Annotated in this window: 14 protein-coding genes; 11 read left to right on the forward strand and 3 right to left on the reverse strand. The window is 43.2% G+C overall.

The window, feature by feature from the left end:
* Nucleotides 1–98 precede the first annotated feature (98 nt).
* From ICN16_RS00140 to ICN16_RS00170, 7 genes are all read left to right on the forward strand, one after another.
* Entirely contained in the window at nucleotides 99–1391 is a 1293-nt protein-coding gene (locus tag ICN16_RS00140) for an acetamidase/formamidase family protein (protein WP_216133037.1), read from the forward strand.
* Complete coding sequence (locus ICN16_RS00145; protein ID WP_216133038.1) at nucleotides 1388–2329, forward strand: metal ABC transporter substrate-binding protein; 942 nt, start codon at nucleotides 1388–1390, stop codon at nucleotides 2327–2329. The genes ICN16_RS00140 and ICN16_RS00145 overlap by 4 nt, the downstream gene beginning before the upstream one ends.
* The gene (locus ICN16_RS00150) at nucleotides 2326–3585 is read left to right on the forward strand and encodes a metal ABC transporter permease (protein ID WP_216133039.1); all 1260 of its coding nucleotides are present in this window, start codon (nucleotides 2326–2328) and stop codon (nucleotides 3583–3585) included. Before ICN16_RS00145 ends, ICN16_RS00150 begins: the two co-directional genes overlap by 4 nt.
* A gap of 201 nt (nucleotides 3586–3786) precedes the next feature.
* Nucleotides 3787–4119 carry a LacI family DNA-binding transcriptional regulator gene (locus tag ICN16_RS00155; protein WP_370625587.1) on the forward strand — a complete coding sequence of 111 codons (333 nt, stop codon included), beginning with the start codon at nucleotides 3787–3789 and terminating at the stop codon, nucleotides 4117–4119.
* 47 nt (nucleotides 4120–4166) lie between these two features.
* On the forward strand, nucleotides 4167–4880 hold the full coding sequence (locus ICN16_RS00160) for a tripartite tricarboxylate transporter substrate binding protein (RefSeq protein WP_255533541.1): 714 nt from the start codon (nucleotides 4167–4169) through the stop codon (nucleotides 4878–4880).
* 381 nt (nucleotides 4881–5261) lie between these two features.
* A complete protein-coding gene (locus ICN16_RS00165; protein WP_216133041.1) occupies nucleotides 5262–6620 on the forward strand; it encodes a TAXI family TRAP transporter solute-binding subunit in 1359 nt (452 codons plus the stop codon).
* A 531-nt stretch (nucleotides 6621–7151) separates the two neighbouring features.
* Nucleotides 7152–7643, forward strand: coding sequence for a hypothetical protein (locus ICN16_RS00170; protein WP_216133042.1), 492 nt, complete (start codon nucleotides 7152–7154; stop codon nucleotides 7641–7643).
* Nucleotides 7644–7807: 164 nt separating this feature from the next.
* On the opposite strand, the gene ICN16_RS00175 is transcribed toward ICN16_RS00170, so the two are convergent.
* Nucleotides 7808–8011: a hypothetical protein gene (locus ICN16_RS00175; RefSeq protein ID WP_216133043.1), complete on the reverse strand. Its 204-nt coding sequence runs from the start codon at nucleotides 8009–8011 to the stop codon at nucleotides 7808–7810.
* Between the two features lie 2102 nt (nucleotides 8012–10113).
* Here ICN16_RS00175 and ICN16_RS00180 point away from each other — a divergent pair.
* Nucleotides 10114–10641 (forward strand): DUF6680 family protein, encoded by a 528-nt coding sequence (locus ICN16_RS00180; RefSeq protein ID WP_216133044.1) that lies wholly within the window; start codon nucleotides 10114–10116, stop codon nucleotides 10639–10641.
* A 463-nt stretch (nucleotides 10642–11104) separates the two neighbouring features.
* Here ICN16_RS00180 and sodC read toward each other — a convergent pair whose 3' ends face one another.
* Entirely contained in the window at nucleotides 11105–11722 is a 618-nt protein-coding gene (gene sodC / locus ICN16_RS00185) for a superoxide dismutase family protein (RefSeq protein WP_216133045.1), read from the reverse strand.
* Nucleotides 11723–11841: 119 nt separating this feature from the next.
* Between sodC and ICN16_RS00190 the strand changes: the two genes are divergently transcribed.
* From ICN16_RS00190 to ICN16_RS00200, 3 genes are all read left to right on the forward strand, one after another.
* Nucleotides 11842–12699: an MFS transporter gene (locus tag ICN16_RS00190; protein ID WP_216133046.1), complete on the forward strand. Its 858-nt coding sequence runs from the start codon at nucleotides 11842–11844 to the stop codon at nucleotides 12697–12699.
* A gap of 111 nt (nucleotides 12700–12810) precedes the next feature.
* Nucleotides 12811–13308 (forward strand): DUF2165 family protein, encoded by a 498-nt coding sequence (locus tag ICN16_RS00195; protein ID WP_216133047.1) that lies wholly within the window; start codon nucleotides 12811–12813, stop codon nucleotides 13306–13308.
* Nucleotides 13309–13444: 136 nt separating this feature from the next.
* Nucleotides 13445–13891 (forward strand): cupin domain-containing protein, encoded by a 447-nt coding sequence (locus ICN16_RS00200; protein WP_216133048.1) that lies wholly within the window; start codon nucleotides 13445–13447, stop codon nucleotides 13889–13891.
* A 251-nt stretch (nucleotides 13892–14142) separates the two neighbouring features.
* Here ICN16_RS00200 and ICN16_RS00205 read toward each other — a convergent pair whose 3' ends face one another.
* Complete coding sequence (locus tag ICN16_RS00205) at nucleotides 14143–15057, reverse strand: LysR family transcriptional regulator (protein WP_216133049.1); 915 nt, start codon at nucleotides 15055–15057, stop codon at nucleotides 14143–14145.
* Nucleotides 15058–15091: the final 34 nt, after the last annotated feature.

Consider the following 15091-nt stretch of genomic DNA (forward strand, 5'->3'; position numbering starts at 1 on the left):
AGTTGTAGGCTCCACATAAAGAAATGAAGTCAGGAGTGGGGTGTAACGCAAAGTTTTTGGTGATAACAAGAAGTTGCATAAACCTTAAGGAGATTCGTTTGAAGAAGATTGCTCATTTATCCTCTGTAGCTGCGCTGGCTATTGCAGGCGCAACAGTGTCTGGCATATTGTCCGCACAATCAAAAACAGATGCTAGCCAGTTCCCAGGAGCCACTTATTTACTTCCCGCCACCCTAGAAACTACTCAATGGGGCTGGTTTAATAATGCGCAGCCACCAGTTCTAAAAGTGAAGTCTGGTGATACGGTTGTTATGGAAACTATGATGCATGCCCATAACCAGGTCATTCCCGGGGTGACTATTGAAGAGTTAAAAAAGCTTCGCACCGATCACCCGGGCCGTGGCCCACACACATTGACTGGCCCAATCTATGTTGAGGGCGCAGAGCCTGGAGATGTATTAAAGGTGAAGTTAAATCGAATTGTGCCTCGCGCATATGGCACTAACTTTAATATTCCGGGAATGTTTGGTCAGTTTCCAAAAGACTTCCAGGACGGACAGGTTAAATATCTCTACCTTGATATGAATCGTAAGGTTGCTGAATTTGCGCCGGGCATTGAAATTCCTTTGAAGCCTTTTCCTGGAACCATCGGCGTAGCAAGAGCTGAACCTGGTCAATACACCAGTGTTCTCCCGGGCGAATTCGGCGGGAATATGGACATTCGCGATATGACCGAAGGCACAACCTTATATCTGCCAGTTTGGGTTAAAGGGGCCTTATTTTGGTCAGGTGACTCTCATGCTGCGCAAGGTAACGGTGAGGTTAACTTAACTGCTATTGAGACCGCCTACAAAGAGTTGAATGTTTCCGTGGAGGTCATCAAGAATAAGAAGATGGATATGCCGCGCATTGAAACCGACAAAACTTGGATCACTGTTGGATTCGATAAAGATCTAAATCTTGCTCTTGACGGCGCTAAGGCTCAGACCGTTAAATTTATTGTTGAGCAAAGAGGTGTCAGTGCTGATGCTGCTGCTAAGTTGATGCCTGCGATTTCTGATTGCCGCGTATCGCAAGTGGTAAATGTCAAAAAAGGTATTCACTGCATGACGCCGAAGGATCAGAAGGCTAGAGGTATTCCTCCTCGTCCAATGGCAGAAACTGTGACAGAGTTTGTTACGGTTGGAACTGATGCAGATGCAAATAAGGCGATGGATGCAGCCTCAATGGCAATGATTGAGTTGTTGCAACAGAAAAAAGGTATGAATCGTCTTGATGCGTACGGTTTAGCTTCCGTAGCAATGGACTGCCGCGTTGGTGAAATGAATGGTCCTCAAAAGTCGATTCACTGTGTATTGCCTAAGAGTGTATGGGTAAGCGTTAAGAAATGATTTTTCAGTGTGGGCGCGAGAGAGCGATCTTTCGCGCCTTTTTTATTGGGATTTTGGTAAGTGCTGCCTGCATGAGTAGCGTGGCATTTGCTGTAATTAAGGTGGTGACTACCACCACAGACTTAAAGAGTTTTGTTGAATATGTTGGTGGCGACAAGGTTCAAGTGATTTCAATGGTGTCGCCTGGAGCGGAGGCTGAAGAGTACGCACCTAAACCCCAAGATTTAGACAGGCTAAAGTCAGCAAATCTCGTTGTTCGAGTCGGTTTAGATTACGACCTATGGCTTGATCGCATGTTGCGCCAAACTGGAAGGACCGAGTTATACAAGGGTGGTGCAGCGTATGTCGACACTTCCAATGCCATTGTTCTTTTAGAGGTAAAGGGAGGTGGTATTGGAGGTGGTGGCCATGCTCACGGAGTAGGCAACCCGCATTACTGGCTTGATCCCAAAAATGCCGCTGTCATTACTGGCAATGTTGTTGAAGCATTAGCGAGGATTGATCCATCCAATGCAAAATATTACGAGAAGCAGCGGGTTGATTTTCTGGTGAACTTAGATCGTAAGACCAAAGAATGGCAAGGGAAGCTTGAGTCTCTTAGGGGTATGCCAATGCTTACATATCACAACAATTGGCCTTATTTTGCAAGACGCTTTAGATTAAATTTTGCGGGTACAGTTGAGTCTAAGCCTGGCGTATCTCCTAGTGCCGCCGAACTATCGCGACTCCTTGGAAAAATGGAAGCTGAAAAAATTCGAGTGATCGTAAAGCGCCCTCAAGAGCCTAATCGCGAGGTAGATTTTCTGGCTAAAAAATCGGGTGCGCAGGTAGCCGTCTTAAGCACATCCGTAGGGGATAATGGCTCAAAAGATTACATCCAGATGATGGATGGCAATATTCAGAATTTACTTGCGGCATTTAATAAAAATTTGAAATGACTGAATTGACTGAATTATTAGCAGTACCTTTTTTTGTATGCGTCGTATTGATTGGCGTTCACTGTCAATTTGGCCTACATGTTCTGAAGAAAAATGTCGTCTTTGTCGATTTGGCACTAGCGCAATGTGCTTCGCTGGGGGCCACAGTGGCATTTATGCAAGGACATCTTCCTCAATCAGTTGGCGCTTATAGCTGGTCACTTGGCTTTGCCCTCTCAGCAGCCTTAATGCTCTCGTTGGTGCGTTTTGCCCCAGCAAAAATTCCTGCAGAGGCGCTCGTTGGCGTGCTCTATATTGTGTCGGCAGCCGCAGCAATTCTATTGATAGAGCGAGCGCCACAAGGAGCGGAACATTTAAAACAAATATTGACGGGCAGCGTTCTCACGGTAGATATTTCCGATCTTTATGGTGTAGTGGCGCTCTACATGGTCATTGGTACTATATTGGCGTTGGCTACGACTAAGCAATGGATGCAGGTAGGTGGCACAAAGGGTTGGATAGCAGACCTTTGCTTTTATTCTGCATTCGGTCTGGTGGTGACAAGCTCGGTGGCTATAGCTGGCGTGCTGCTGGTGTTCTCATTTCTAATTATTCCGGCATTAATTGGACTGCTGCTCGCTCAAAAAGCGATTACCCAGTGGATCTATGGCGTGGTGCTGGGCTGTATTGCTGCTTTACTTGGCCTATTGGCATCATATTGGTTAGACGCATCAACGGGCGCAACGATTGTTTGTGCTTTTGGTTTGCTCTTAGCGCTCTTTTTGCTGGGGTATCTGTTCCGCAAAAGTAGTGTCAGCACCGGAAAACTATTAAAGATGACATTAATTGGCATGTTGCTAGCCATAGCCATTTCCCTTGCTTGGTTGGCTGCCAATCCGAGGGCTGATCAACCCCTTTTTGATTCAGCCGAGAGATATGTTCCGGTTTTACGAAGTGCCTATTTCACCAAAGATGAAGAAGTAATGTACCAGGACGCTAAAAAATATGTTGCGCGCTATACGGCCGAGTTAAATCGCTTGGGCGAGATGGAGGTGCGTAATCGCTATGAGAATACCGAAACAGATGATTTCTTAGTCCAGAAAATTTCCTCTTTCCAACAGTCCTACAACGAAATGATTAAAGGAGAAACCTTTGTCATGCGAGAAGTCAGGTCTAGAGCGCGTGAGCGCCTTAGGTGGCCGGCGATTATTTTTTCTCTGGTCCTTGGGTTGTCATGCGGCGCACTCATTCAAAAAGGTCTGCGACCTAGGAAATGATGGGCAAGAAATAGCGTGAAAGAAAAAGCCATCTGAAAGTGGGTTTTGTATAACTGGTGGGTTGGGCGGATTCGAACTCGCGTCCAACGGGTGCAAAGAGGTTCTATTGGCCTAACAGTAGTTCTACAAGTAGCTGCGGGTGGTTTGTCGGGTTAACCGACAATTTTGATTTCATTCATCGGTTTTGTATACACTTCATGCATGCCAGATATTAAACGCTCCAGAAAGGGTACCGGTCAAGTAACTCTTGCTGAGGTAGCTAAACTCGCTGGCGTTTCAACGATTACTGTCTCTCGCGTTTCAAATACCCCTGACATTGTTGCTGAAGAAACCCGACTTGCAGTCCAGAAAGCCATCGATAAGACTGGTTATGTGCCGAATTTGTTAGCTGGGGGTCTTGCATCTGCGAAGAGCCGCTTGATTGCTGCTGTTGTACCAACAATCAGCGGACCTGTATTTCTAGAAACTATCCAATCGTTAACTGAATCTTTGGCGGCCGCTGGTTATCAATTGATGATTGGGCAGACTGGATAAGATGAGGGGCATGAGACGCTCATCTCTGCCATTATTGGCCGAACCCGATGGCATCTTTCTCGCTGGTGTCATGCATTCCACTGATCAGTCAAACTTTGTATCCAAGCCTAACATTTAACGTTAATAAAGATTTTGCGCCAATTGCGATGGTGGCTTACTCGCCGCATTTACTGGTGGCCAGCAATAAAATGCCATTCAATACTACAGCTGAATTAATTTCTTACGCAAAAAAGAATCCCGGAAAGTTAAATTTTGCTGCGGCAGCCGGTAGTGGCAGTGCGAATCATTTAGCTGGCATTGTATTTGCAAAGAAGGTCGGTATCGATTGGGCCTATATTCCCTACAAAGGCAGTGCGCAAGCAATCACCGATCTTGGGGCTGGGCAAGTTGACGTTACTTTTAATGGGGTGACTGGCATCTACCCGCATGTTAAGGGTGGAATTATTAAGTTATTGGCAGTTTCTAGTTCTAAACGTAATCCAGTCACACCAAACGCTCCCACTGTTGCTGAAACCATTCCTGGATTTTTAACTGGGAGCAGGCAGGGAGTGCTTGCTCCAGATGGAACGCCACAGCCAATCGTGGACAAATTAAATGCAGAAATTCTTAATGCAATTAAATTGCCAGAGGTGCAAGAGGCTTTGAAGGCTGCAGGTGCTGAAGCATACCCCATGACTCCTGCAAAATTTAGTAAGTGGCTACAGGGTGAAGTAATCGCTAGGGGCAAGGTGATTAAAGATAACAACATTCAGTTGGATTAAATAACGGCAAAATATGGACTCTTGCGCAACACTTCTGCCCCCGCAGGGCGCATATTCTGGAGTTCAATTTAGGGCTTTCACTCTCATAAGCTCTAGTGTTAGATCAACACAACACACCCTTTAAGAGATTTTCTTTAATTAACATTGATTGGTTAAATAAGTTCAAGGACTTCTACCGGGTAGCGTCATCTAACAACTTCATGAGATTCAATCCCTTAAATAGGGGAGGCGGCAAACCACTAGCGACAAAAATCCCTAGAATAATTATTATTAGTTCGGCATATATATGGCCAAAATCGCAGAATGTTTAGCATTTCATAACGATCTTCAGATAATAAAAAGCTGTTATTCAATTTTAGTCCGCACACCTTAGATTTTTAAATGATTCATTACATATGGCTGATTGCAAGGGATGAGATCAATTCCATGCTGGTTAGTATTTATGAAAATATATTTCTTGTAACCTCTTTAATTTTCAGTATTGTTGGGGTGGTTTATTGGGTCGGTCTTATTCCGCCTGGGAAGTTATTGGTTGCAACTGCGGGTGAAAATTCGGGATACTCGCGGTTAGTTAAATTAACGCAAGGGGAATTTAAGAAATCTGGGATTGATATTGAGCTCAGATTTACTTCGGGTTCACTTGAGAATATTGCATTGCTGCGCAACCTAGGTGAGGGTGTTGATGCTGCGTTAATTCAGGGTGGCCTTGATCCCAAGGAAGAGGATTTGGATGAAATTGTATCTTTGGGAAGCGTTGGTTATGAACCTGTATGGATCTTCTATAGAAATAACTTGGCACAAAAACCCAAGCAGCTGAAGGATTTTGCAAGCCTGCTAGTTGGGGTGGGGCCTGTTGAGGGTGGTACACAGGCAATTGCGAGAAAAATATTTTTAGCGCACAACATTGAGATAGATAATAAGAAAAATTTTAAATTTGATAGCTATGAGAATAATGCTCGTGATCTCAAAAATGGGACTTTGGATGCAATTATAATTGTCTCGCCAATCCTGTCCATTTCAGTTAGAGATCTATTAAAGAGCAAGGAATATGACATATTTGATTTTAAATATTCAGAGGCATATGAGAAGCGGTTCCCTTTTCTGCAGACGGTAAAAATTCCAATAGCATCGTTGGATTTTGATTTGTTAATTCCACCAAGGGACATCACACTTATTGCAACTACAACATCACTAGTGGTAAAAAAATCACTTCATCCAGATACGCAGATTTTAATTTTATCGACTCTAAAAAAGATTTTTATGGAATCTAAGGTTCTATTTTTCTCCAAGCGTGGCGAGATGCCCTCATATATTGACCCCACATATTCATTAAGCGAGCCCGCAAAATACTTTTATGAAAACGGGCTTGCTTTTGGGTTGAAGCATTTTCCTTATAGGGTTGCCGGGATTGTGGATAAAATATGGTTATTGTTGACAGCCATCCTCTTTATTCTCTATCCACTAAGTCGACTAAACATAGGCCACCGTATTACTCGCTATCACGCTGAAAATAGGATTATATATAAACGACTATTTGAAATACGGGCTGCTTTATATGGCGTTGAGCAGCTATCTATCGGGCAGATTTACGATTTAAAGAAAATTCTTGATGAGGTAAACGCATTAATGGCGCGGCACCCCGTTCCTGTTGGTGCTGAATTTGAAATGGCCGTTAAAGCATCTCTTATTGCTTCATTACAGTCTAGGATTGATGAGCAACTTCGCCAGTCTAAAAAGTAATACTGGATTGTGGTGATCGCTCAGCAGAATTTGGGTGAAGATTACAGATCCTTCTTGATGGCGGGAGATTTATCATCAGATCGTCCGCATTGGGATTGATCTAGTCCAAGGTACTCTTCGGCAAATAACCTATGCGGGGATCACTAGCGCACGAATTGGCTAGTGATGGACCAAAAATTAAGGTTGTGGCTCAGCTTATAACCATTAGAAATCTAATTAATGCATGGGGTTAAAGCCATAACCAGTTTTTAAAATTTTGAAATAAGGTTATGGGATTAAGCATTACTGGTTATGCAAGGCACAGAGGCATTACTCAGCCAGCAGTTTCTAAGGCTGGGAAAGCTTGAAAAATCACATGCTTCCCGATGGAACCATTGATCCTGGGTTAGCGGGCAAGCAGTGGGCGGGGTAAGTCTTTAGTTCTCCTATTGGTAGGGCCCTGATTGATTAATGACGGTTAAAAGTAAAAAGATGCCCGCATCAAAGAGATAGATGGCATCATTGATTTTATCAACTGAAAAAAGTTAAATCATGAAAATCACTTGCATTGGCTTGCTCAAGTCAAATGGACTCCACGAAACTCGAAGAGGCTCAGGCTGGGAAGTCATCTCAATGAGATTATTTTTTAATAAACTATTTTTAATGCCCTTTTTTCTTTATTGGGTTGTCATGGTAAGCGGATGCTTTGCCCAATCCTCTTTACAACACGGTGGCGCGCTAGAGAGTCTTGGAGGCATCAATACGTCTGGTAATTCCGACCATGGTAAAGCGGGCACAAATCATGTGGAAGCTAGCGACAGTTCAATGGTGATTTTCAAGGAGAATATTGATAGGTCGGCAAGTAGCGGAGCTTGGCTTAGTGATCGACCGCTACAAAATTTTGGATTGCAGGGAGGCGTAATGGGTCAAGATCCAAGCAAAATAGGCATTATTAATCAAGGTTACATGGGAACGTTTAATACGCCAAACAATAATCCAAGAGGTGTATCCATTGGTATTAGTGCGCCCATTGGGAGTGAGTAGTTTCATGGGGGGGGGGGGGGGGGGGGTACTTTTACAAAGTGTGAGTAACTTTTTAGAGTGCTAGTGCTGTAGTGATTACGAATCAATCGCTTATGTACTCAGTTTGATTCCCTTCGGCCCACCAGATAAGCGTTTTAGGGAGAACACGGTGAGGCATTAACACCCTACAATTTCTCAGCCACTTCCCAGTCAATAATGCCTTTTGTGCCCGACTTTATACATTCATTGCATGCATACTCAATGGCCATTCCGATTGAATTATGTGAGCTTATTAACTTGCCTTTGTAGACAACCTCAAAAGTCATCTCATCTGAGAGTGCTACATAGACTGGGTCACCACCATTGTGATGTATCAAGATATTTTTCATGCGGCATGAATTTTCTATAGGGCTACAAGCAAAAAGTAATTGCTTTTTTAAACTCCGTTAAAGTCAAACTAAGAGCAATTAGCACCACTATTCTCTATTGATGAAGCTGTGATGGCCAGACTATCAGGCCTCATATACACAAAATCGCCCGCTTTTATATCGCCCATTCCATTTCTTTCTATGCTTTACTTTCTCAAGGTTATAGTTGGCTTAGCCTGCTTTAAATGCGCATACATCATCAAATAAAATCCCCCACCATTTCTGGCGGGGGATGGTTTGCACATCCAGAAGGAGCGTCATAACAACGCAATATAAATTTAATGGGTGAGCGTGGATTGGTAAATCCCTTAAATGTGGGATATTGAAAACCATTATTAAATTTTCTATTGCAATGCGATAAGTTATGTTAAAAGAAACAAAAAGAATGTAAAAAAATATAAGGCTCATATGTTAAGTGATATGAGGTGTTGTATCGTCTACGGTAATGATCGGGGTGAATTTAATTTACATTTTCAGGCCTTTATCGTTGCGCTTGTTGCATCTATTGGAATTGCGTTATTTATTTTTACACGTTGATTCTGTGCCGCTGTAGCTTGGTTGATAAAGTAACGCACTAGTTATGTATAGCCTAGCAACTTGGCAGTAACGCTAACATCCTCTTGGTAATAAAGATTTAGATATATCCTTATGTCCTCGTGACCTGATATTTTGACAAGCTGAAATGGGTCAAGTTTCTTGCTGATACTGCTGAGTGCTTCACGCCTAGTATCCTGAAAGTGCAAATCTTCCAATGTCGCCTTATCCCGATACTTTCTAAAAATGGCATCCAAGCCAGAGCTTGAAATCTCAAAAACCATACCCTTTTAGTCTCACTAAGGGTCAATAATCTGACAGCTTCCTTGGATAGAGGTGCTGTTCTTGAGCGGTCATTCTTGGTCTCGGGTGGGTAAGGCGCTCGCTTCTTGAGATCAATATTTGCCCCAGCAAGACTTAATATTTGGCTGGCACGCATTCTAATCTCTATTGCAAAGCAGAAATTCATAGTCACTAAAGCAGGTGTCGTAACTTTTTTGGGCTCGGCATCCCACCCGCAAGAGCGCATCAACAGATCAATTACTTTTTAGCTAATTCACCTTGCCCTAGTCTTGCCTGAGCTTGGGCGTTTAACATCTTTCATTGGATTGTGTTTTAGGCATTCCCACTCTTTAGGAGTTATACCGCAAGCGGATGACAATAGATCCCACTCACGCCTATTGGCGGTTCCGGCAACGAATTATTAATTTAATCCCAGTTGACTGTCAGCGCAGTTGTTATTACTCCTACTGTGCTGGCAAATATACCCATATAAAAACAGTTCGATATTTTTTGCTTAAGCATTGCGCAAATAATAAAAGTGCAAATAAAGGGAATTACAAGCTCAATTAGCAACGTAATTTGAAAAGAACTCCATGACATCCTATTGCCAACCATTACCCCAAGCCTATTTAGGACGGCACCAACAGCTCCAATAACTGCGCCCTGAGTAATTGGGTTATTTTTAAAGATTTTTGCCGATAGTGAGTAGTTAGAAAATTTTATCAAAATATTAATTTTTACCAAAAATACAAAATTATTTTCTTTAGCAGACGTAAATTATTGAAGCAAAACATGCGTTTTAATCTATTGGTTTGCAAAGGTCTTATGACATTATCAAGCGCCTTGCATACTTTTGTATATATGGATTTATTGGTCCCGCAATCTGGGCATTTTAAAATGCTCTTAAGCATATAAGGTATTGGTTACTTTCTGCGATAAGGGTTTTTGATTGTAAATCCAATGGAGCCAAGAGTAGCAACCGCAATTATTGTCATAGCTATCCACGAATAAGCCCCCGATAGGCCAAGAACAAATAATGGGAATAGTGAGATTAGCCAAAGGGCGAGAATTTTCATAATTTCTTACTCTAGAGCACATGCCCCTAGAGGCTAATCCCACATTTATGGGGTATCTCAAACTGCCTAATGCCATTAAATTTAATAAACGTCTTCATGGCGTAACTTTTTTCACGTGGTGTATGTACTTCCCCCGCCCTAAAAACGCGGGGGTTTTTATAAGGGCGAATTATGACTGGTGGAGATTGGGCAATAGTATTTGCAACTTTAATGGGCCCCGTATTGGCAGTTCAAGCCCAAAAATGGATTGAGGCGCTTCGGAAAACTTCAGAGGCCAAGGACTTGATATTTAAATCTCTTATGGCAACCAGGGGCGCAAGACTTTCGCCTGAGCATGTCCGCGCGCTCAATATGATTGATTTGACGTTCTATGGAAAAAGCGCTGCAAGACGCACAAAAATGGAGCAAAACGTGTTAGATGCGTGGAGGGAGTATCTCGATCACCTGTACGAGCCATTTCCGCAGGATGACGCTAAGATTAAGGTTGTTCAAGCGCATAGAGAAGAATTGATAACAAATTTACTTTCAGCAATTGCGTCCGAGAGAGGGTTTAAGTTTGATAGGGTTCAGCTTAAAAAAGGCTCCTATATGCCGATTGGATTCGAGGAACAGGACCGCAATCAGAAGGCTTTGCTGGAAAGCGCTGTAAAGGTTTTTAAGGGTGAAAGGGCATTATTGGTTATCAATAAGACGCCCTAATAAGTTGGCTTTGCAGATAAGGCGATTCATCACGACAACATGATTAAATTCGCATGATGAGTAATGGTAGTGAGAGTAGGGATATAGATACAAGCGCTTTACTTCTTACGTTGATGTCTTAATTCATCCTTGGCTGATTTGGCAAACTCTGCCGCTTGCTTCCCTTTTAACTTTTATCCTCAACCGCTTGCTTGCCAGTCCTAACTGCGCCCGATTGCAATAGGTCATCGAGGATGGTCTTGGGTGGTTTAGGCAATCTCTTTTTGAAGAGCATTTTTACTACCTGTTAGATGATCGCCACAGCTGCCTAGAGTGCTCCAACCTAACCCCCTCAAATTCGTGCATAGAGGTGGGTTAGGGGCGGTAAATTTGTCGCTTTGGATGGCCAGTGGCTGAAAAAATACCGTTGTGAGAGGTTGAGGGTGAGGTATTGAGTGCTTAAACAGGTTCTAATCTCTTGGGCCTAAAAGCTATTGGCTAAATTTTGAAATACCGTGAGGAGGGTGCCGACTTCGTTATCAGCAGAGCCCTGGCCTCCTTCGCTTACCTCGACTTGTTTGATTACTCCACAGGCGATGCGTGCGCCACCGCCGCCTAAAGGTAATGGCGTATCGGAGTAATTATCTCCTCCCGCATGAATCATGATGGATCTCCCAAGAATGTCTACCTCTTTTAAGTGCGGAACAATTAGCGCCTTATCAGCTGTGCCGTTAGGATTAACAGTAAGAACAGGCATATCCCCTTTATGTCCATGCCCCATATAACCCTCATGTTTGCCAGTATTCCCGGGGTCAAAGTGCCCGCCTGCTGCCAAGCCCGCAATGGAGATTCCATCTTTTTTTAGAGATTCACAGCTTGGATTTTGGTGGATGTGAAAACCATGATCTCCAGCGGGCAAATCTTTTAAGTTGGGGGTTAACAAAAGACCCTTGGGAGTATCTATCGCGCTGATCGTCCCTATATACTCGCCAACCCCATTGGCCGAAATCTTTGATATTGAAATTCTCACCTCCGCATGTGCGCTAAGACTTGCCAAAAGTAGATTTGCTATCAGGATGTAATGCGGCTTTATTTTTATCATTTTTGCAGACTAATGCAAACCAATGCGTTTGATTAATCCCACAGTTAAGGGATGCCTGTATCTACCCCCTTTTGTTATGCTCAATTTTCAAAAAATAAGAACATGCTATGACTTCAAGAATGCCTCTTCAAATATGGGTATTAATCCTTTCAGCCTTTGCTATTGGAACAGCTGAGTTCGGCATTGCGGGCCCGCTTACGCAAGTTGCTGAAAGCCTGCAAGTAAGCACCGGGCAGGCCGGTCACCTTATTACCGTCTATGCATTGACCATCGTGATCGGCGGCCCTCTGCTGACACTATGGCTGACGCGTTTCGACAAGCGCAATGTGTTGCTCGGCCTAATGGGACTTTTCATTATGGGAAATTTAGTGGCCGCGAACACCAGTGGCTATAGCGTACTACTGGCAAGCTGCGTGCTAGCCGGCCTCACGCAAGGCCCGTTCTACGGTATCGGCGCAGTAGTCGCGACGCGGCTGGTATCAGAAAAACTCGGCGGGCAAGCTGTGGGCCAGATGTTTGCGGGTTTGACGCTGGCCAATATACTCGGCGTACCAGCTGGCGCTTGGATCGGCAACGTTTTTGGTTGGAACGCGACGTTTTGGGTGGTGGCTGCATTAGGCTTGGTGGCTACCGTGGCGATAGCGCTGACGATTCCTCAGCAAGCCGCTGAGTCCAAGCGCAGCTTGGGCAAGCAATTGGCGGTCTTTCGTAACCCACAGTTGCTCGCCAGTTTGCTGATCACCACTTTGGGTTGGACGGGCTTCATGACTTTTTATGGCTACATCGCACCTGTGGCTGAACAAGTTGCAGGCTTTGCACGCGCTGACTTGGGTTGGATATTGCTAAATCTGTTGGCAAGAGCGCAAGCCTGTTGCTTTCAGCGTTTGAAATTACTTCGCAAGACGGAAAGCCTTAGTGCAAATTTTGGATTAAGCCGCATTAATTCGATTCAGCTTTGGTATCGTAGCCCTGGTTGATTTTGCTACAGACCGCCAAGAAATGCTAAAACTACCTTTGGGCGGTTTTATCTTTTAAAAGGGTTGAATTATAGGATTGGGTTTTTGTAATCTTTTATAGAATTTAATTAAATGAATATTCTGAGGGTAAGTAAGTCTATTTTTTGTTTCTCGCTTGCTACTTTTACTCTTTTGGTCTGTTTCAATAACGTAGCGGACTATGAATCTAATTATGCTTTTGTTCGTCACACTCTTTCTATGGATACGGTTTTTGCAGAAAATACCTTGAAGTACCGCGCAATTCTTGATCCCTTCGCATGGAAGCTTGCTTATGGCTTGATCATCCTTGTCGAATTTTTAATGGGCACCCTTTTGCTCATGGGCGCTATTGGTCTATTCAAAAATATTCATTCTCCCTTGGCATTTAATAGGGCTAAGAACTGGGTTTATCTTGGGTGCTTGGCTGGTTTTTTGCTCTGGTTTTTGGGTTTTATTGTTGTTGGTGGCGAATGGTTTTGCATGTGGCAATCTGAGAAGTGGAATGGCGTAGAGTCAGCCTCTCGTTTTGTTGTTCTACTCATGCTTGTACTGTTATTTACTGCAATGCCCGAATCTGAAAGTGATAATTAATGGAGAAGAAACTCTTGTATTGGCGGTTCGATTCCGCCCTGGGCCACCAAGAAACACCAAAACCACCTGCAAATGGTTTTTTATTTGGTTGGCACAGTCCGAACTCTTTAGATTCAGGTCAAAATTGGAGTCAATCATGAGGCATTTAATTTCGTTGTTATTGGTTTGCATCTCGATATCTACATTTGCTCAATCAAAAGATGGTGATGTGAGCAAAAATCTAAATCTAGGCGAAATAAAGGTGACGCAAATACTTAAAACCTCTAAACAGTGGGATGGAAGCCCGCTGCCTCCCTATCCTTCAAAAAATCCAGAAATTACTATTCTTGGCTATGAGATACCACCAGGCACGCGATTACCAATGCATAAACACCCAGTCATCAATGCTGGAGTTGTGTTGCAGGGAAAGCTAACGGTCATTACTAGAGATGGAAAACAGCTAAATCTTAATTCTGGAGACTCCATTGTTGAGTTGGTGGATAAATGGCACTATGGTGTTAATCAAGACACTGTTCCTGTAAAACTCATTATGTTTTATGTAGGAGAGGTTGGGGTGCCATTGGTGATTAAAGAAAATGATTAAGCATTCTTTGCCCTAGCTATTTATGTCTAAATTAAGTAATCGGTCAACCCATCTTGGTTTTAGCGTCGCATATTGTTTTTTAGAGCCTCTAATCTAAACATTAGGATGTTTAATCCTGTGTGACTATCCTCAAACCAACCGAGATTGAAGGGGTGCCCTTTTCATGTAAGATCCTTTTAAAGGGCATAATTAATTAGACATCCCTGTGTAGATCAATGTCGTTTAAAACGATAATTAGCCTAATTAGTTTTTCACTGATTTAGCTTCTTCAATTTTTGTGGTGTGCCGGAAAATCGAGCAATTTCGATGAATGACTTGATGTAATCAATACTATCTTCACCTTCACGCATCCCCAAAAATATCTGCTTTGAAACCCCATTTTTACCTAGACGAATTGGGAGAATATCGAGCTTATTCGCATACTCTTCTACCAGCCAACGCGGAAGAGCTCCAACCCCTCTACCGCTTTCAACCATCTGCAGCATGATGTCTGTAGTTTCGATAGTCTTATGTTTTTTTGGTGCAATACCAGCCGGCTGTAGAAACTGGCTATAAATATCCAATCGGTCAATTTCTACTGGGTAAGTAATGAGCGTCTCGTTGATTAGATCTTCTGGTATGACATTTTTTTTGGCCGCTAGAGCATGACTTTTTCCCACAACAAGAACTTGCTCGTAATCAAAAACCGGCTCAAAGTGCAGCCCTGATTTATATAGGGGGTCGGGTGTTACTAGCATGTCAATTTCATGAGCAAATAATGCGCCAATGCCACCAAATTGAAATTTTTGTTTTACATCAACATCTACGTTAGGCCATTTTTCTAGATAAGGTGAAACTACTTTTAGTAGCCATTGATAGCAAGGGTGGCACTCCATTCCAATGCGCAAAGATCCACGCTCACCATTTGCATGCTCTTTTAGTTGCTCTTCCGATCTTTCCAATTGTGGCAATAGTCGATTGGCAAGTTGTAATAAATGGTTTCCAGCTTGTGTGAGCCTAAGGTGTCGTCCTTCGCGCAACCAAATGGCAGTGCCGATGGCCTGCTCTAGTTTTTTGATGGTGTGGCTTAGTGCTGATTGTGTCAGGCAGAGCACTTCAGCTGCTGCCGTTAAAGAGCCCATTCGGTTAACTTCACGAATAATTTTTAAATGGCTGCGCTCAATCATATTATGAATAAAAGTAATGGATTATTGAATTAAT

It is taken from the genome of Polynucleobacter sp. es-MAR-4, from assembly GCF_018882055.1.
In the GTDB taxonomy this organism is placed as follows: Bacteria; Pseudomonadota; Gammaproteobacteria; order Burkholderiales; family Burkholderiaceae; genus Polynucleobacter.